Source organism: Streptomyces sp. NPDC127595 (genome assembly GCF_042671685.1).
Classification (GTDB): Bacteria; Actinomycetota; Actinomycetes; order Streptomycetales; family Streptomycetaceae; genus Streptomyces.
Map to the genome: position 1 here is coordinate 20393 of NZ_JBHXWK010000014.1, position 16383 is coordinate 36775.

17 protein-coding genes are annotated in these 16383 nt (G+C 68.4%); 4 read left to right on the forward strand and 13 right to left on the reverse strand.

Annotated features, from left to right (window positions below):
• Positions 1-6 precede the first annotated feature (6 nt).
• From nuoK to ACFVKT_RS34030, 11 genes are read right to left on the reverse strand one after another with little or no spacing between them, the layout of a single operon-like run.
• Positions 7-306: an NADH-quinone oxidoreductase subunit NuoK gene (gene nuoK / locus ACFVKT_RS33980; RefSeq protein ID WP_003974374.1), complete on the reverse strand. Its 300-nt coding sequence runs from the start codon at positions 304-306 to the stop codon at positions 7-9.
• Entirely contained in the window at positions 303-1118 is an 816-nt protein-coding gene (locus ACFVKT_RS33985; RefSeq protein WP_385738766.1) for an NADH-quinone oxidoreductase subunit J, read from the reverse strand. Before ACFVKT_RS33985 ends, nuoK begins: the two co-directional genes overlap by 4 nt.
• Positions 1115-1717 carry an NADH-quinone oxidoreductase subunit NuoI gene (gene nuoI, locus ACFVKT_RS33990; protein ID WP_385738768.1) on the reverse strand — a complete coding sequence of 201 codons (603 nt, stop codon included), beginning with the start codon at positions 1715-1717 and terminating at the stop codon, positions 1115-1117. The genes ACFVKT_RS33985 and nuoI overlap by 4 nt, the downstream gene beginning before the upstream one ends.
• Positions 1710-3083 carry an NADH-quinone oxidoreductase subunit NuoH gene (gene nuoH, locus ACFVKT_RS33995; protein ID WP_385738770.1) on the reverse strand — a complete coding sequence of 458 codons (1374 nt, stop codon included), beginning with the start codon at positions 3081-3083 and terminating at the stop codon, positions 1710-1712. The genes nuoI and nuoH overlap by 8 nt, the downstream gene beginning before the upstream one ends.
• The gene (locus ACFVKT_RS34000) at positions 3080-5584 is read right to left on the reverse strand and encodes an NADH-quinone oxidoreductase subunit G (RefSeq protein WP_385738772.1); all 2505 of its coding nucleotides are present in this window, start codon (positions 5582-5584) and stop codon (positions 3080-3082) included. Before ACFVKT_RS34000 ends, nuoH begins: the two co-directional genes overlap by 4 nt.
• Positions 5581-6966 (reverse strand): NADH-quinone oxidoreductase subunit NuoF, encoded by a 1386-nt coding sequence (nuoF, locus tag ACFVKT_RS34005; protein WP_385738774.1) that lies wholly within the window; start codon positions 6964-6966, stop codon positions 5581-5583. Before nuoF ends, ACFVKT_RS34000 begins: the two co-directional genes overlap by 4 nt.
• A complete protein-coding gene (nuoE, locus tag ACFVKT_RS34010) occupies positions 6966-7808 on the reverse strand; it encodes an NADH-quinone oxidoreductase subunit NuoE (RefSeq protein ID WP_385738776.1) in 843 nt (280 codons plus the stop codon). Before nuoE ends, nuoF begins: the two co-directional genes overlap by 1 nt.
• On the reverse strand, positions 7805-9148 hold the full coding sequence (locus ACFVKT_RS34015) for an NADH-quinone oxidoreductase subunit D (RefSeq protein ID WP_385738778.1): 1344 nt from the start codon (positions 9146-9148) through the stop codon (positions 7805-7807). Before ACFVKT_RS34015 ends, nuoE begins: the two co-directional genes overlap by 4 nt.
• The gene (locus ACFVKT_RS34020) at positions 9145-9882 is read right to left on the reverse strand and encodes an NADH-quinone oxidoreductase subunit C (RefSeq protein WP_385738780.1); all 738 of its coding nucleotides are present in this window, start codon (positions 9880-9882) and stop codon (positions 9145-9147) included. The genes ACFVKT_RS34015 and ACFVKT_RS34020 overlap by 4 nt, the downstream gene beginning before the upstream one ends.
• Positions 9879-10433, reverse strand: a complete 555-nt coding sequence (locus ACFVKT_RS34025) for a NuoB/complex I 20 kDa subunit family protein (protein ID WP_385738782.1) — start codon at positions 10431-10433, stop codon at positions 9879-9881. Before ACFVKT_RS34025 ends, ACFVKT_RS34020 begins: the two co-directional genes overlap by 4 nt.
• A 14-nt stretch (positions 10434-10447) precedes the next feature.
• Positions 10448-10807 carry an NADH-quinone oxidoreductase subunit A gene (locus ACFVKT_RS34030; protein ID WP_007383963.1) on the reverse strand — a complete coding sequence of 120 codons (360 nt, stop codon included), beginning with the start codon at positions 10805-10807 and terminating at the stop codon, positions 10448-10450.
• 713 nt (positions 10808-11520) lie between these two features.
• Between ACFVKT_RS34030 and ACFVKT_RS34035 the strand changes: the two genes are divergently transcribed.
• Together ACFVKT_RS34035 and def are read left to right on the forward strand one after the other, a co-directional pair.
• Entirely contained in the window at positions 11521-12360 is an 840-nt protein-coding gene (locus tag ACFVKT_RS34035) for a C40 family peptidase (protein ID WP_385738784.1), read from the forward strand.
• A gap of 295 nt (positions 12361-12655) precedes the next feature.
• The gene (def, locus tag ACFVKT_RS34040; RefSeq protein ID WP_385738786.1) at positions 12656-13282 is read left to right on the forward strand and encodes a peptide deformylase; all 627 of its coding nucleotides are present in this window, start codon (positions 12656-12658) and stop codon (positions 13280-13282) included.
• A 23-nt stretch (positions 13283-13305) separates the two neighbouring features.
• Here def and ACFVKT_RS34045 read toward each other — a convergent pair whose 3' ends face one another.
• Complete coding sequence (locus ACFVKT_RS34045; RefSeq protein ID WP_385738788.1) at positions 13306-14601, reverse strand: geranylgeranyl reductase family protein; 1296 nt, start codon at positions 14599-14601, stop codon at positions 13306-13308.
• A gap of 98 nt (positions 14602-14699) precedes the next feature.
• Here ACFVKT_RS34045 and ACFVKT_RS34050 point away from each other — a divergent pair, with 98 nt between their 5' ends.
• Positions 14700-15206 (forward strand): GNAT family N-acetyltransferase, encoded by a 507-nt coding sequence (locus ACFVKT_RS34050; protein ID WP_385738790.1) that lies wholly within the window; start codon positions 14700-14702, stop codon positions 15204-15206.
• Between the two features lie 81 nt (positions 15207-15287).
• Positions 15288-15629 carry a PASTA domain-containing protein gene (locus ACFVKT_RS34055; RefSeq protein WP_385738792.1) on the forward strand — a complete coding sequence of 114 codons (342 nt, stop codon included), beginning with the start codon at positions 15288-15290 and terminating at the stop codon, positions 15627-15629.
• 58 nt (positions 15630-15687) lie between these two features.
• On the opposite strand, the gene ACFVKT_RS34060 is transcribed toward ACFVKT_RS34055, so the two are convergent.
• Positions 15688-16383 carry a demethylmenaquinone methyltransferase gene (locus tag ACFVKT_RS34060; protein ID WP_385738794.1) on the reverse strand — a complete coding sequence of 232 codons (696 nt, stop codon included), beginning with the start codon at positions 16381-16383 and terminating at the stop codon, positions 15688-15690.

Here is a 16383-nt window from a genome sequence, read left to right on the forward strand (position 1 = left end):
GACCCCTTACAGCTTCATCAGGCTGGCGTCGTCGACCGAGGCCGAGTGGCGGGAACGGAACAGCGACACGATGATCGCGAGCCCGACCACAACCTCCGCGGCGGCGACGACCATCGTGAAGAAGGCGATGATCTGGCCGTCGAGATTGCCGTGCATACGGGAGAAGGCGACGAACGCGAGATTGCAGGCGTTGAGCATGAGCTCGATGCACATGAACACCACGATCGCGTTCCGCCTGATCAGCACACCGGTGGCGCCGATCGTGAACAGGAGGGCGGCGAGGTAGAGGTAGTTGACGGGATTCACTTCGACGCCTCCTCTGTCTTCGTGCGCTCCAGGCGTTCCTCGGCGCGCTGTTCCAGGGCCTTCAGGTCGCTCAGCGCCTGGGTCGACACGTCACGGATCTGGCCGCGGTCCCGCAGCGTCTTGTTGACCGTGAGCTCGGACGGGGTGCCGTCCGGGAGGAGGCCCGCGATGTCCACCGCGTTGTGCCGGGCGTACACACCGGGCGCCGGCAGCGGCGGCAGGTGCTTGCCCTCACGGACCCGCTTCTCGGACATCTCGCGCTGGGTCAGCGCCCGTTCGGTGCGCTCGCGGTGGGTGAGGACCATGGCGCCGACGGCGGCCGTGATGAGCAGGGCGCCGGTGATCTCGAAGGCGAACACGTACTTCGTGAAGATGAGGGCCGCGAGGCCTTCCACGTTCCCGCCCGCGTTCGCCGCGGCCAGGCCGTTGAACTCCGTGATGGACGCGTTGCCGATGCCGGCGAACAGCAGGATGCCGAAGCCGAGTCCGCACACCAGGGCCAGCCAGCGCTGCCCCTTGATGGTCTCCGTCAGGGAGTCCGCCGCGGTGACACCGACGAGCATGACCACGAAGAGGAACAGCATCATGATCGCGCCTGTGTAGACGACGATCTGCACGATGCCCAGGAAGTAGGCGCCGTTGGCGAGGTAGAACACCGCCAGGATGATCATGGTTCCGGCCAGCGAGAGCGCACTGTGCACGGACTTCTTCATGAAGACGGTGGACAGCGCGCCGATCACGGCGACAGTGCCGAGGACCCAGAACTGGAAGGCCTCTCCGGTGGAGGTGGAGTAGGCAGCCAGGTTGCTCATGTGCCCACCCCCTCTTCCTCGGGCTTCTCGCCCCTGGAGACGGCGACCTGGCGCTGCGTACCGGGCGCGGCCTCCGTGACCAGGCCCTGGTAGTAGTCCTGCTCGTCCGTGCCGGGGAAGATCGAGTGCGGGCTGTCGACCATGCCCTCTTCGAGCCCGGCGAGCAGCTGCTCCTTGGTGTAGATCAGGTTGGCGCGGCTGCTGTCGGCGAGCTCGAACTCGTTCGTCATCGTCAACGCGCGCGTGGGGCACGCCTCGATGCACAGGCCGCACAGGATGCAGCGGGCGTAGTTGATCTGGTAGACGACGCCGTACCGCTCGCCCGGCGAGTAGCGCTCCTCGTCGGTGTTGTCCGCGCCCTCCACATAGATGGCGTCCGCGGGGCAGGCCCAGGCGCACAGCTCGCAGCCGACGCACTTCTCCAGGCCGTCCGGGTGGCGGTTGAGCTGGTGCCGGCCGTGGAACCGCGGGGCGGTGATCTTCGGCTGCTCCGGATACTGCTCGGTCAGCCGCTTCTTGAACATGGCCTTGAAGGTCACGCCGAAGCCGGCGACGGGGTTCTGGAAACCGGTCTTGGTCTCCTTCGGCTCCTCAGCCATCGGACCCCTCCTTTCCGTCACGAGATCCGCCAGTTGATCCGTCACTCGCAGTATCGGACCCACCACTGACAATCAACTCCCGCTCGCGGCGCGGGCCGCGCCGTGGCACCGGTGGAAGCTCCTGCCCCGGCAGCGGCGGCACGGGGAATCCACCGGCCATCGGGTCGAACACCGGGGTCTCGGCGGGCACTTCCTCGGCTCCCTGCTTCTCTCGGAAGATGTCCACGAGGAACGAGAGCAACAGCAGGACGAGGACGCCTCCGCCGACGTACAAGGCGATGTCGGCGAAGTCGTAGTTCTCGTTCCTGAGCGTCCGCACGGTCGCGACGAGCATCAGCCAGACCACGGAGACCGGGATGAGGACCTTCCAGCCGAGCTTCATGAGCTGGTCGTAGCGGACGCGAGGGAGTGTGCCGCGCAGCCAGATGAAGAAGAACAGCAGCAGCTGCACCTTCACCACGAACCAGAGCATCGGCCACCAGCCGTGGTTGGCGCCCTCCCAGAAGCTGCTGATGGGCCACGGGGCACGCCAGCCGCCCAGGAAGAGCGTCGTCGCCACGGCCGAGACCGTCACCATGTTCACGTACTCGGCGAGCATGAAGAGCGCGAACTTGATCGACGAGTACTCCGTGTTGAAGCCACCGACCAGGTCGCCCTCGGACTCCGGCATGTCGAAGGGGGCGCGGTTGGTCTCGCCGATCATCGTCACGATGTAGATCAGGAACGAGACCGGCAGCAGGACGATGTACCAGCGGTCCTGCTGTGCGTCGACGATCGTCGAGGTCGACATCGACCCCGAGTAGAGGAACACCGAGGCGAACGCGGCGCCCATGGCGATCTCGTACGAGATCATCTGCGCGCAGGACCGCAGACCACCGAGCAGCGGGTACGTGGATCCGGAGCTCCAGCCCGCGAGCACGATTCCGTAGATGCCCACCGAGGCGACCGCGAGGATGAAGAGCATCGCGATGGGCAGGTCCGTGAGCTGCATCGTGGTGCGGTGGCCGAAGATCGAGACCTCGTTGCCGGAGGGCCCGAAGGGGATCACCGCGATCGCCATGAAGGCCGGGATGGCCGCGACGACCGGTGCGAGGACGTAGACCACCTTGTCCGCGCGTTTGACGATGAGGTCTTCCTTGAGCATCAGCTTCACGCCGTCGGCGAGCGACTGGAGCATGCCCCAGGGGCCGTGCCGGTTGGGGCCGATGCGCAACTGCATCCAGGCGACGACCTTGCGCTCCCACACGATGGAGAAGAGCACGGTCACCATCAGGAAGGCAAAGCAGAAGACCGCCTTGACGACAACCAGCCACCAGGGGTCGGTGCCGAACATGGAGAGGTCTTCCGCGGCGAGGTACGGCGTCATGCCTCCACCTCCTTGGGGGCCTCGGTGGCGAGCGTCGCCGGACCGATGCGGACGAGTGCGCCGGGCAGCGCCCCGGTGTCGGAGGCGACGCCCCCTCCGGTGGAGTTCAGCGGGAGCCAGACCACCCGGTCGGGCATCTCGGTGATCTGCAGCGGCAGTTCGACCACTCCGAAGAGGCCGGTCACGGCCAGCAGGTCACCCTCCTTGACGCCCGCCTCGGCGGCCGTGGCGGGCGACACGCGTGCGCGTGCCGCGTGCCTGGTCCCGGCCAGCGCGTCGTCGCCCTCCTGGAGGCGGCCCTGGTCGAGCAGCAGGCGGTGACCCGCGAGCACGGCCTCCCCCGCGGCGGGCCGCGGCAGCCCCACCGCGGTCTCCAGGGGATCGGTGGCCCGCGGCCCGTCCCAGGCGCCCAGCCGGTCCAGCTCCCCGCGCGCGGTGCGCAGGTCCGGCAGACCGAGGTGTACGTCCATGGCGTCGGCCAGCATCTGCAGGACGCGTGCGTCGCTGGGCGCAAGCCGTCGGGTCATCTGGTCGGGCTTGAGCGCGGCCTCGAAGAGGCGTGCCCTGCCCTCCCAGTTGAGGAAGGTGCCCGCCTTCTCGACGACCGCGGCCACCGGGAGGACGACGTCCGCGTGCTCGGTGACCTCACTGGGACGCAGTTCGAGCGACACCAGGAAGCCCACTTCGGAAAGTGCTTCACGCGCGCGTGCCGGTTCGGGAAGGTCGGCGACCTCCACACCGGCGACGACCAGTGCCTGCAGCTCACCACTGGCCGCCGCTTCGACGATCTGCCCGGTGTCGCGGCCGTGCCGGTGCGGGAGTTCGGAGACTCCCCAGGCCACCGCGACCTCGTCCCGCGCGCGCGGGTCGGTCGCCGGACGTCCGCCCGGCAGCAGCGTGGGCAGTGCCCCCGCCTCGATCGCGCCGCGCTCTCCGGCCCGGCGCGGAATCCACACCAGCTGGGCGCCGGTCGCGGCCGCGGCCCGGACGGCGGCCGTGAGCCCGCCCGCCACGGCGGCGAGCCGCTCTCCGACAGCGATCACCGAGCCCTCGGCCTGCAGCGCCTCGGCGGCCCTGGCCCCGTCGCCCTCCAGACCGAATCCGCTCGCGAGCGCGTCCAGCCACTCGGTCTCGGTGCCGGGTGCGGCGGGCAGCAGCGTGCCGCCCGCCTTCTCCAGACCGCGCGTCGCGTGCGTGGCCAGCGAGAAGGTCTTCTGCCCGTGCGTGCGCCACGCCTTGCGCAGCCGCAGGAAGACACCCGGTGCCTCCTCCTCGGCCTCGAAACCGACGAGCAGGACGGCGGGCGCCTTCTCCAGAGAGGTGTACGTGACGCCCGTACCGTCGAGATCCCGTCCGCGTCCGGCGACCTTGGCGGCCAGGAAGTCGGCCTCCTCGCTGCTGTGCACGCGCGCGCGGAAGTCGATGTCGTTCGTGTCGAGGGCCACGCGCGCGAACTTGCTGTACGCGTAGGCGTCCTCGACGGTGAGACGGCCGCCGGTCAGCACGCCGGTCCTGCCGCGAGCCGCCAACAGCCCCTGAGCTGCGGCTTCCAGGGCCTCGGGCCACGAAGCAGGCTCAAGGACCCCTTCCGGGGAGCGCACCAGGGGCGTCTCGATCCGGTCCCGCTGCTGGGCGTACCGGAAGCCGAACCGCCCCTTGTCGCAGAGCCACTCCTCGTTGACCTCGGGGTCGGGAGAGGCGAGGCGCCGCATGACCTTGCCGCGCCGGTGGTCGGTGCGGGTGGCACAGCCGCCGGAGCAGTGCTCGCAGACGGAGTGCGAGGAGATGAGGTCGAAGGGGCGCGAGCGGAAGCGATACGCCGCCGAGGTCAGGGCGCCCACCGGGCAGATCTGGATGGTGTTACCGGAGAAGTACGACTCGAAGGGGTCGCCCTCTCCGGTACCGATCTGCTGGAGCGCGCCCCGCTCGACCATCTCGATCATCGGGTCGCCGGCGATCTGGTTGCTGAACCGGGTGCAGCGGGCGCACAGCACGCACCGCTCACGGTCGAGCAGTACCTGTGTGGAGATCGGGACCGGCTTCTCGTACGTCCTCTTCTTGCCCTCGAAGCGGGACTCGGCCTGGCCGTGCGACATGGCCTGGTTCTGCAGGGGGCACTCGCCGCCCTTGTCGCAGACCGGGCAGTCCAGCGGGTGGTTGATGAGCAGGAGCTCCATCACACCGTGCTGGGCCTTCTCGGCGACGGGCGAGGTCAGGTGGGTCTTGACGACCATCCCGTCCGTACAGGTGATCGTGCAGGACGCCATGGGCTTGCGCTGGCCCTCGACCTCGACGATGCACTGGCGGCAGGCGCCGGCCGGGTCGAGGAGCGGGTGATCGCAGAACCGCGGGATCTCGATGCCGAGTTGCTCGGCGGCCCGGATGACCAGGGTGCCCTTGGGCACGCTGATCTCCACGCCGTCGATCGTCAGCGCGACGAGGTCCTCCGGCGGGACCGCCGCTTCCCCGCCTCCGGAGGGAGCGCTGGTGGTCACTGTCATGCGTTCACCTCCGTGTGGTGGTCCGCCCAGACGGTCGACTTGGCGGGGTCGAAGGGGCAGCCGCGGCCCGTGATGTGCTGCTCGTACTCCTCGCGGAAGTACTTGAGCGAGGAGAAGATCGGCGAGGCGGCGCCGTCACCGAGGGCGCAGAACGACTTGCCGTTGATGTTGTCGGCGATGTCGTTCAGCTTGTCGAGGTCGGACATGACGCCCTTGCCGGCCTCGATGTCGCGCAGCAACTGCACGAGCCAGTACGTCCCTTCGCGGCACGGTGTGCACTTGCCGCAGGACTCGTGGGCGTAGAACTCGGTCCAGCGGGTGACCGCGCGTACGACGCAGGTCGTCTCGTCGAAGCACTGGAGCGCTTTGGTGCCGAGCATGGAACCCGCGGCGCCCACTCCTTCGTAGTCAAGAGGGACGTCGAGGTGCTCGTCGGTGAACATCGGGGTCGAGGAGCCGCCCGGTGTCCAGAACTTCAGCCGGTGTCCGGGGCGGATCCCGCCGCTCATGCCGAGGAGTTGGCGGAGCGTGATGCCGAGCGGGGCCTCGTACTGGCCCGGATTGGCGACATGGCCGCTGAGCGAGTAGAGCGTGAAGCCCGGGGACTTCTCGGTGCCCATCGACCGGAACCATTCCTTGCCCTTTTGCAGAATGGCGGGAACTGATGCGATCGATTCGACGTTATTTACAACAGTTGGGCACGCATAGAGGCCCGCGACGGCAGGGAAAGGGGGACGGAGCCGCGGTTGACCACGGCGGCCTTCGAGCGAGTCGAGCAGTGCGGTCTCCTCACCGCAGATGTACGCGCCCGCGCCCGCGTGCACGGTGAGCTGGAGGTCAAGGCCACTGCCCAGGATGTTCTCGCCGAGGTAGCCCGCCGCGTAGGCCTCACGTACGGCCTCGTGCAACCGCCGCAGTACGGGGACCACTTCACCACGCAGATAGATGAAGGCATGCGAAGACCGGATGGCATAACACGCGATCACAATGCCCTCGATGAGGCTATGCGGGTTCGCGAAGAGGAGCGGGATGTCCTTGCAGGTTCCCGGCTCCGACTCGTCGGCGTTGACAACTAGATAGTGAGGTTTGCCATCGCCCTGAGGAATGAACTGCCACTTCATTCCGGTAGGGAATCCAGCACCACCACGGCCACGCAGACCGGAGTCCTTGACGTACGCGATGAGTTCGTCCGGCGACATGGCGAGCGCCTTGCGCAGACCCTCGTACCCCTCGTGCCTTCGGTAGACGTCCAGAGTCCAGGACTTCTCCTCGTCCCAGAAGGCCGACAGCACGGGTGCGAGCAGCTTCTCGGGACTCGTCTCGCCCCCACGGTCGAATTCGCTCGCGTGGGCGGTGCCCCCGTTTTCGGGTGCCAAGGTCATCACTCCCCCTCCTCGGCGACAGGACCCGCCGGGTGGGACGGGTCGGACGCCGACGTGTCCTGCGGCGCGTCGTGTGAGCTCAGGTGCTCGGCGGGCGGCTGGTCCTTGGGGACCCCACCACGCGGATGTACTACGCGCACAGGCTGCGTCTCGCCCTTGGCCAGGCGCAGCCCGATCAGTGAGGCCGGTCCCCCGCTGCCACCCGCCTCGACGGCGCCCTCGCGCTCGTCGGGGAAGCCCGCCAGGATCCGGGCGGTCTCCTTGAAGGTGCACAGGGGGGCGCCCCGGGTGGGGTCGACCTGGGCTCCCGCGCGCAGGTCGTCCACGAGGCGCTTCGCGGAGGCCACGGTCTGGTTGTCGAAGAACTCCCAGTTGACCATCACGACCGGCGCGAAGTCGCAGGCCGCGTTGCACTCGATGTGCTCCAGGGTGACCTTGCCGTCGTCGGTGGTCCCGCCGTTGCCGACGCCCAGGTGGTCCTGGAGGGCCTCGAAGATGGCGTCGCCGCCCATGACGGCGCACAGGGTGTTGGTGCACACACCCACCTGGTAGTCACCGCTCGGCCCGCGCCGGTACATGGAGTAGAAGGTCGCGACGGCGGCGACCTCGGCCGTGGTCAGGTCGAGGACCTCCGCGCAGAACCGCTGCCCGGTGCGCGTGACATGGCCCTCCTCCGACTGCACGAGATGCAGCAACGGAAGGAGCGCGGAGCGGGAGTCCGGGTAGCGGGCGATGATCTCGCGCGCGTCGGTCTCCAGCCGGGCCCGGACGTCGTCCGGGTAGGCGGGCGCGGGCAGTTGGGGCATGCCCAGGCCTACACCCTGGGAGGGAGTGGTGGTCACCGGTCGACGCCTCCCATCACGGGGTCGATGGACGCGACGGCGACGATGACGTCGGCGACCTGGCCGCCCTCGCACATCGCCGCCATGGCCTGAAGGTTGGTGAAGGACGGGTCGCGGAAGTGGACCCGGAAGGGGCGGGTGCCTCCGTCGGAAACGGCGTGCACCCCGAGTTCCCCCTTGGGTGACTCGACCGCCGCGTACGTCTGTCCCGGCGGGACGCGGAAGCCTTCGGTCACCAGCTTGAAGTGGTGGATCAGGGCCTCCATGGAGGTGCCCATGATCTTCTTGATGTGGTCGAGGGAGTTGCCGAGACCGTCGGGGCCGAGCGCGAGCTGGGCGGGCCAGGCGATCTTCTTGTCGGTGACCATGACCGGGCCGGGCTGCAGCCGGTCCAGGCACTGCTCGACGATGCGCAGGGACTGGCGCATCTCCTCCAGGCGGATCAGGAAGCGCCCGTAGGAGTCGCAGGTGTCGGCGGTCGGGATCTCGAAGTCGTACGTCTCGTAGCCGCAGTAGGGCTGCGACTTGCGCAGGTCGTGCGGCAGGCCCGCGGAGCGCAGGACCGGGCCGGTGGCGCCGAGGGCCATGCAGCCGGCCAGGTCGAGATAGCCGACATCCTGCATACGGGCCTTGAAGATGGGGTTCCCGGTGGCGAGCTTGTCGTACTCGGGAAGGTTCTTCGTCATCTTCTTCACGAACTCGCGGATCTGGTCCACCGCGCCCGGCGGCAGGTCCTGGGCGAGTCCGCCGGGGCGGATGTACGCGTGGTTCATCCGCAGGCCGGTGATCAGCTCGTAGATGTCGAGAATGAGTTCACGATCACGGAAGCCGTAGATCATGATCGTGGTGGCGCCCAGCTCCATACCACCGGTGGCGATGCACACCAGGTGGGAGGAGAGCCGGTTCAGCTCCATCAGGAGCACGCGGATGATCGTGGCGCGGTCGGGGATCTGGTCCTCGATGCCGAGGAGCTTCTCGACGGCGAGACAGTAGGCCGCCTCGTTGAAGAAAGGCGTCAGATAGTCCATGCGTGTCACGAACGTGGTGCCCTGCGTCCACGTGCGGAACTCGAGGTTCTTCTCGATGCCGGTGTGCAGATAGCCGATGCCGCAGCGGGCCTCGGTGACCGTCTCGCCGTCGATCTCCAGGATGAGCCGGAGCACGCCGTGCGTGGACGGGTGCTGCGGGCCCATGTTGACGATGATGCGCTCGTCGTCGGACTTCGCGGCCGACTGGACGACCTCGTCCCAGTCGCCGCCGGTGACCGTATATACAGTGCCCTCGGTCGTCTCGCGGGCCGCGGCGGCGGACGCGCCGGGGGAAGGGGTCTGCGTGCTCATGAGTACGACCTCCGCTGGTCCGGAGCCGGGATCTGGGCGCCCTTGTACTCGACGGGGATGCCGCCGAGGGGGTAGTCCTTGCGCTGCGGAAAGCCCTGCCAGTCGTCCGGCATCATGATCCGCGTCAGCGCCGGGTGACCGTCGAAGATCAACCCGAAGAAGTCGTACGTCTCGCGCTCGTGCCAGTCGTTCGTCGGGTACACGGCGACGAGCGAGGGGACGTGCGGGTCGGCGTCGGGGGCGCTGACCTCCAGGCGGATCAGCCGGTTGTGGGTGATCGAGCGCAGGTGGTAGACGGCGTGCAGTTCGCGGCCCTTGTCGTGCAGGTAGTGGACACCTGAGACGCCGGTGCACAGTTCGAAGCGCAGGGCCGGGTCGTCGCGCAGGGTCTGGGCGACCGGAACCAGGTACTCGCGTTCGATGTGGAAGGTGATCTCGTCGCGGTCGACGACCGTCTTGTCGATCACGTTCTCGGGGACGAGTCCCTGTTCTTCCAGGGCGCCTTCGAGTTCGTCGGCGACCTCGTCGAACCAGCCGCCGTACGGGCGGGTGGTCGGGCCCGGCAGCCGGATCGAGCGGACCAGGCCGCCGTAGCCGGAGGTGTCGCCGCCGTTGTTGGCGCCGAACATGCCGCGCTGGACGCGGATCTCCTCGCCGCCCTCGCCCCGCATGCCGGGCAGGTTGGAGGCGCCGAGGTCCTTCTCGGGGTTGACCCCGTTGCTGGCGTCGCTCACCGCAGCAGCCCCTTCATCTCGATGGTGGGGAGCGCCTTGAGCGCCGCTTCCTCCGCCTCGCGGGCCGCCTCCTCGGCGTTCACGCCGAGCTTGGAGGTCTGGATCTTGTGGTGGAGCTTGAGAATCGCGTCGATCAGCATCTCGGGCCGCGGCGGGCAGCCGGGCAGATAGATGTCGACCGGGACGATGTGGTCAACACCCTGCACAATTGCGTAGTTGTTGAACATTCCACCCGATGAGGCACAAACCCCCATGGAGATCACCCACTTGGGGTTGGGCATCTGGTCGTAGACCTGTCGCAGCACCGGCGCCATCTTCTGGCTGACCCGGCCGGCGACGATCATCAGGTCCGCCTGCCGCGGTGATCCGCGGAAGACCTCCATACCGAAGCGCGCCAGGTCGTAGCGCCCCGCACCGGTCGTCATCATCTCGATGGCGCAGCAGGCGAGTCCGAACGTGGCGGGGAAGACGGACGACTTACGCACCCAGCCCGCGGCCTGCTCGACGGTGGTCAGCAGGAATCCGCTCGGCAGTTTTTCTTCGAGTCCCATGTCTTAAAGGCCCCTCAGTCCCATTCCAGGCCGCCGCGCCGCCATACGTACGCGTACGCGACAAAGACGGTGAGCACGAAGAGCAGCATCTCCACGAGCCCGAAAACACCCAGGGCGTCGAAGGTGACGGCCCAGGGGTAGAGGAAGACGATCTCGATGTCGAAGACGATGAAGAGCATCGCCGTCAGGTAGTACTTGATGGGGAATCGCCCGCCGCCGGCCGGCGTGGGGGTCGGCTCGATACCGCACTCGTAGGCCTCGAGCTTGGCTCGGTTGTACCGCTTTGGACCGATAAGCGTGGCCATGACCACGGAGAAGATCGCAAAGCCTGCCCCGAGGGCTCCCAGTACGAGGATCGGCGCATACGCGTTCACGCTCCTCGCTCCTCTCAGTCGGCGTTGACTGCTGGCGGTTGCGTCGGACAGGTACCTCCGCCCCGCGTGCCTCACGAGCCCCACCCGTCCCGGCGAAGATCGCGCACATGTGAAGCAGGTCACAAGCCCAACTGCCCCGCATCTTATGCCCGCCGGTCTGTGATCTGCGACACGGGGTACGACAACGACTTTGTGATCTCCACCACCTGGCGAACGATCATGAAGTCGGACGAGCGTCGATCTTCGTACGTGAAGCGTCCAACCGGTCACGAGAGGTGATATTCCTGCTCGTCACCCCAGGTCCAGGACGGCGTCTCCATATCAAGAGACTTCCGCTGCATGCAAATTGGTGCTGGACGCACGGACTTGATAGAGGGCGCGTTCACACGCCAGAGGGAGGGCGACGGACGGATGTGGACGCGTGCACGCGTTCACGAACGGCGACGGCCGGGGAGCCCGCGCGAGACGCCGTCGCCGCGGTGACCGTTCCGTGACCTGTGCCACATCTCCCTATGGTCCAGATAAGCCGGGCTTGGCCATCAATCCAACCGGTGATAGGCGCCGGGCAATCCGGACGTAATGCGGAAAGCCCATGATCACGGGCTTGATGGGCCGTGTCCGCAATGCCCGTTACGGCGTCAATAAGGAGTGACGCCAGGTGAATTCGACACAGGGATTGAACAACTGTGGCGCAGCACACGTTTCTTGAAGGTATGAGGGAGTCCCTGGTACCGGTTGTTCTCATGTCCCACACCGCTCACATACGCAGCCACCGGAAACCCCGCCGCAACGGGTCGACGCTCGCGATGCGCGCCGGAGTTGCCGGTGGCGTTCTCAGCACCCTGGCAGTGGCCGGGGCGTCGGGTTCGGCGAACGCCGCCGAGTCGTCCACGACGCAGACGCTCGACCTGTCCGCTCTGACGGCCGATCTGGCCACTCAGATCGCGCAGTCCGCGGACGCCACCCAGCAGGCAGCGGCGAACTACGAGCTGCAGGCGGAGCGAGACGCTGCCGCCGCCGCGGCCGCGCAGCAGGCGAAGACGGACCTCGCCGACGCGAAGGCGAAGGCAGCGGCCAAGAAGAAGGCCGACGAGGCCGCGCGCAAGGCCGCCGCCGAGGAGGCCGCCTCGCGCTCCGCGGAGCGGACCACCCTGTCCGCCTCCACGTCGACGTCCACGACCGTCTCGGCCCCGGCCAGCGGCAGTGTCGCGACCGTTATCGCCTTCCTCAAGGCGCAGGTCGGCGACGCGTACGTGATGGGCGGCACGGGCCCCAACTCGTGGGACTGCTCCGGTCTCGTGCAGGCCGCGTTCAAGCAGGCCGGCGTGGACCTGCCGCGCGTCTCCAGCGACCAGTCGACGGCCGGCACGCCGGTCTCGCTGTCCAACCTCGCGGTCGGGGACATCCTGTACTGGGGCTCGGCCGGTTCGGCGTACCACGTGGGTGTGTACATCGGCGACGGCCAGTACCTGGACGCGGCCAACCCCTCCAAGGGTGTGGTGATTCAGGACCTTTCGGGCTACCCCGCCACCGGTGCGGTGCGCGTCCTCTGAGTCGCAGGACTGAGCTGAGCCGCACGATTCTTCACGGCTCGGGGCCGTCGCTTCTTCACGGCTGAGGGCCGTCGCTTCTTCACGGCTGAGGGCCGTCGCTTCTTCACGGCTGAGGGCCGTCGCTCGGGAGAGCGGCGGTCCCTTCGCCATGTCCGGTTCCCCGCCGGGCGCGCTGTCGGCGCCGTGCGGGGTGCGCTGTGGCGCTGTGCCAGGTGTTCTGCTGTTGTGGAGCCGCAAGGGCTCACAAGGGCCCCCAGGGCTTCACAACAGCCCCACACCTGAAGGAGACACAGTCATGCCCCGAGTGTTCGTACAGGGCAAGCCCGTCGACTCGTACCCGGCGCTCTCGCCGGAGGCCCGGCGCGGGGTGGTGCGGCGGATCACCGAGGCCGGGGAAGAGGTGCTGCACCGGCCTTGTCGGGACGTGACCGAGTTCGGTCCCGATCTCGCGGCGCTCATCGGCGACATGTTCCTGACGATGCGCGTCGCGGACGGAGCGGGCCTCGCCGCCAATCAGGTGGGCGTCGATCTGCGCCTGTTCGTGTACGACTGCCCGGACGACGACGGAGTCCGGCATGTCGGCCATATCGCCAACCCGGTACTGGATCAACTCGCCCCGGCCGGACGGCGGCTCCTCGACGAGGGAGAGGGGTGCCTGTCGGTGCCGGGCGCCGTCATGGACGTACCCCGCCCCGATCGCGCCGTCGTACGCGGCTTCGACAAGGACGGGAACGCCCTCACGGTCGAGGGAACGGGGTACTTCGCCCGCTGCCTCCAGCACGAGACCGACCACGTCAACGGCCAGGTCTACCTGGACCGGCTCTCCAAGCGGGAACGGCGGGAAGCGCTCCGGCAGATGGCGGACCGGCGGGAGCGGGTCGTCGCCCGCCGCGCCGCCAGGACGGCGGAACTCGACCGCTGATCAGGCCATCGCGAGAAAGCTGATCAGGCCTTCGGAGCCACCTTCGACAGTCCGTTGATGATGCGGTCCATCGCGTCGCCGCCCGTCGGGTCCGTCAGGTTGGCGAGCATCTTCAGCGTGAACTTCATCAGGATCGGGTGGGTCAGGCCGCGCTCCGCCGCGATCTTCATGACCTTCGGGTTGCCGATGAGCTTCACGAAGGCGCGGCCGAGCGTGTAGTAGCCGCCGTAGGTGTCCTTGAGCACGCGCGGGTAACGCTGGAGGGCCAGTTCACGCTGGCCGGGAGTGGCCCGCGCGTGCGCCTGGACGATGACGTCGGCGGCGATCTGCCCGGACTCCATGGCGTAGGCGATGCCCTCGCCGTTGAAGGGGTTCACCAGGCCGCCGGCGTCGCCGACCAGCAACAGCCCCTTGGTGTAGTGCGGCTGGCGGTTGAAGGCCATGGGGAGGGCGGCGCCGCGGATCGGGCCCGTCATGTTGTCCGGGGTGTAGCCCCAGTCCTCCGGCATCGACGCGCACCACGCCTTGAGGACCTCGCGCCAGTCCAGTTCCTTGAAGGAGTCGGAGGTGTTCAGGACACCGAGGCCGACGTTCGACGTGCCGTCGCCCATGCCGAAGATCCAGCCGTAGCCGGGGAGGAGACGGTCCTCGGCTCCCCGGCGGTCCCAGAGCTCCAGCCAGGACTCCAGGTAGTCGTCCTCGTGACGCGGGGAGGTGAAGTACGTACGGACCGCGACGCCCATCGGGCGGTCCTCGCGGCGGTGCAGGCCCATCGCCAGGGAGAGGCGGGTGGAGTTCCCGTCGGCCGCGACGACCAGCGGCGCGTGGAAGGTGACCTCGCGCTTCTCGCCCGAGTCTCCCAGCTTCGCGTGCACGCCGGTGATGCGGCCGGTGCGGTCGTCGATGATCGGGGCGCCGACGTTGCAGCGCTCGTAGAGGCGCGCGCCCGCCTTCTGTGCCTGGTGCGCGAGCTGCTCGTCGAAGTCGTCGCGCTTACGGACGAGTCCGTAGTCGGGGAAGGTGGCGAGATCCGGCCAGTCGAGCTGGAGGCGGACGCCGCCGCCGATGATGCGCAGGCCCTTGTTGCGGAGCCAGCCGGCCTCTTCCGAGATGTCGATGCCCATGGAGACGAGCTGCTTGGTGGCGCGCGGGGTCAGACCGTCGCCGCAGACCTTCTCCCGTGGGAACGCGGTCTTCTCCAGGAGCAGGACGTCGAGTCCGGCCTTGGCCAGGTAGTACGCGGTGGTCGAACCGGCTGGCCCGGCCCCGACGACGATGACATCGGCGGTGTTTTCGGAGAGGGGCTGGGGCTCGGTCACGGCGGGTTCTCCCCAAGATTCGCAATCAACGTGCCGATGGGCACTGGACATGGGCAGTCTATGCAGCGGTACTGATCACCTGGCTGAAGGGCTGCCCCGTGAACCGAGCTCTCCCCGACGTGACACTCCGAGTCCCCACCGACGAGGACGCCTTCACCTGGTACCGGATCTTCGCCGACCCGGAGGTCATGGAGTTCCACGGGGGCAGAGCGGCCGAGCTGTCCGTGTACGAGGAGCTCACCGCGCGCCAGCGCCGGCATGACGCGGAGCTCGGCTTCTGTCTGTGGACCATGCTCGGCTCGCAGGGTGAGGTGCTGGGGTTCACCGGCGCGCAGCCGTGGCCTCGGGAATGGGGACCCACGGGCGAGATCGAGATCGGCTGGCGGCTCGGGCGGGCGCACTGGGGCAAGGGGTACGCCATGGCGGCCGCCCTCGCGACCCTGGAGAGGGTGCGTGCGGCAGGCGTCCCCCACGTCGTCGCCGTGGTCCGAGCCGACAACGAGCGGTCCATCGGCCTGACCCGGCGCCTCGGCATGGAACTGGCCGAGCACTTCCTGCACCCCGAGCTGGGGCAGCCCGCGCACTGCTACCGGCTGGCCTTCTGACCGCTGCCGGCAAACCACCCGACGGCTTCCGGAAGGGCACAGCCGGGGCTTACCCTTCCGGTACCGCTGGGGGTGACGTCCGTGCGCCTAACACCCAAAACACCCGAAGTGCGCGTGCCGCGGCTCGTGGGCCTGATGGCTGTGGACGCGCGTGAGACGGCCGATGCGCGAGGTGTGCTGCTCGCCACGCCCGACCGGCCCGACTTCCATCTCACGGTCGTCGACTATGTCGTACGGCAGTATCCGCCGCCCGATGCGGAGGTGCCGCGCGGCACCGTGATCACCGTGTGGTTCGACTTCGGTGACTCCGAGGGCGGCGGGGGCGCGGGGGTGCGTGAACCGCGCCGGACCGGTCCCCCGCCGGGCGGTCTGTACCGCGAACTCGACGAGCCGGGCGACCCGTTCGATGTCCTCAGGTACTGACGACCGGAGCCCATGACCGTAAGGCCCGCACGCAGCCCTCGGCTCAGGAGGCCTCGGCTCAGGAGGCCTTGAAACCCCGGTGGAGTGCCACAACCCCGCCCGTCAGGTTCCGCCAGGCCACCTTGGACCAGCCCGCCTTGCGCAGGCGCTCGGCCAGCGCGGGCTGGTCGGGCCACGCACGGATGGACTCGGCGAGATAGACGTACGCGTCGGGGTTGGAGGAGACGGCACGGGCGACCGGCGGCAGCGCGCGCATCAGGTACTCCGTGTAGACGGTGCGGAAGGGCGCCCAGGTCGGGTGCGAGAACTCGCAGATCACGACGCGGCCGCCGGGCTTGGTCACCCGGTACAGCTCGCGCAGCGCCGCGTCCGTGTTCTGCACGTTGCGCAGCCCGAAGGAGATCGTGACGGCGTCGAAGGTGTCGTCCTTGAAGGGCAGCTTCGTCGCGTCGCCCGCGGTCAGCGGCAGCCAGGGGTGGTGCTTCTTGCCGACGCGGAGCATCCCGAGGGAGAAGTCGCAGGGGACGACGTACGCGCCGGTACGGGCGAAGGGGAGGGACGAGGTGGCCGTGCCCGCCGCCAGGTCCAGGATCTTCTGCGCGGGCCGCGCGTCGACCGCCTTCGCGACCTCCTTGCGCCACACCCGGTCCTGGCCGAGGGAGAGCACGTCGTTCGTCAGGTCGTAGCGTTCCGCGACGTCGTCGAACATCGAGGCGACTTCGTGCGGCTGCTTGTTCAGGGATGCGCGGGTCAC

Excerpts from the sequence above, each read along its gene's own strand:
- ACFVKT_RS34000 (WP_385738772.1), bottom strand. The coding sequence starts at position 5,584 with ATGACAGTGACCACCAGCGCTCCCTCCGGAGGCGGGGAAGCGGCGGTC.
- ACFVKT_RS34015 (WP_385738778.1), bottom strand. The coding sequence starts at position 9,148 with ATGAGCACGCAGACCCCTTCCCCCGGCGCGTCCGCCGCCGCGGCCCGC.
- ACFVKT_RS34035 (WP_385738784.1), top strand. The coding sequence starts at position 11,521 with ATGAGGGAGTCCCTGGTACCGGTTGTTCTCATGTCCCACACCGCTCAC.
- ACFVKT_RS33985 (WP_385738766.1), bottom strand. The coding sequence starts at position 1,118 with ATGAGCAACCTGGCTGCCTACTCCACCTCCACCGGAGAGGCCTTCCAG.
- ACFVKT_RS34025 (WP_385738782.1), bottom strand. The coding sequence starts at position 10,433 with ATGGGACTCGAAGAAAAACTGCCGAGCGGATTCCTGCTGACCACCGTC.
- def (WP_385738786.1), top strand. The coding sequence starts at position 12,656 with ATGCCCCGAGTGTTCGTACAGGGCAAGCCCGTCGACTCGTACCCGGCG.
- nuoI (WP_385738768.1), bottom strand. The coding sequence starts at position 1,717 with ATGGCTGAGGAGCCGAAGGAGACCAAGACCGGTTTCCAGAACCCCGTC.
- nuoH (WP_385738770.1), bottom strand. The coding sequence starts at position 3,083 with ATGACGCCGTACCTCGCCGCGGAAGACCTCTCCATGTTCGGCACCGAC.
- nuoF (WP_385738774.1), bottom strand. The coding sequence starts at position 6,966 with ATGACCTTGGCACCCGAAAACGGGGGCACCGCCCACGCGAGCGAATTC.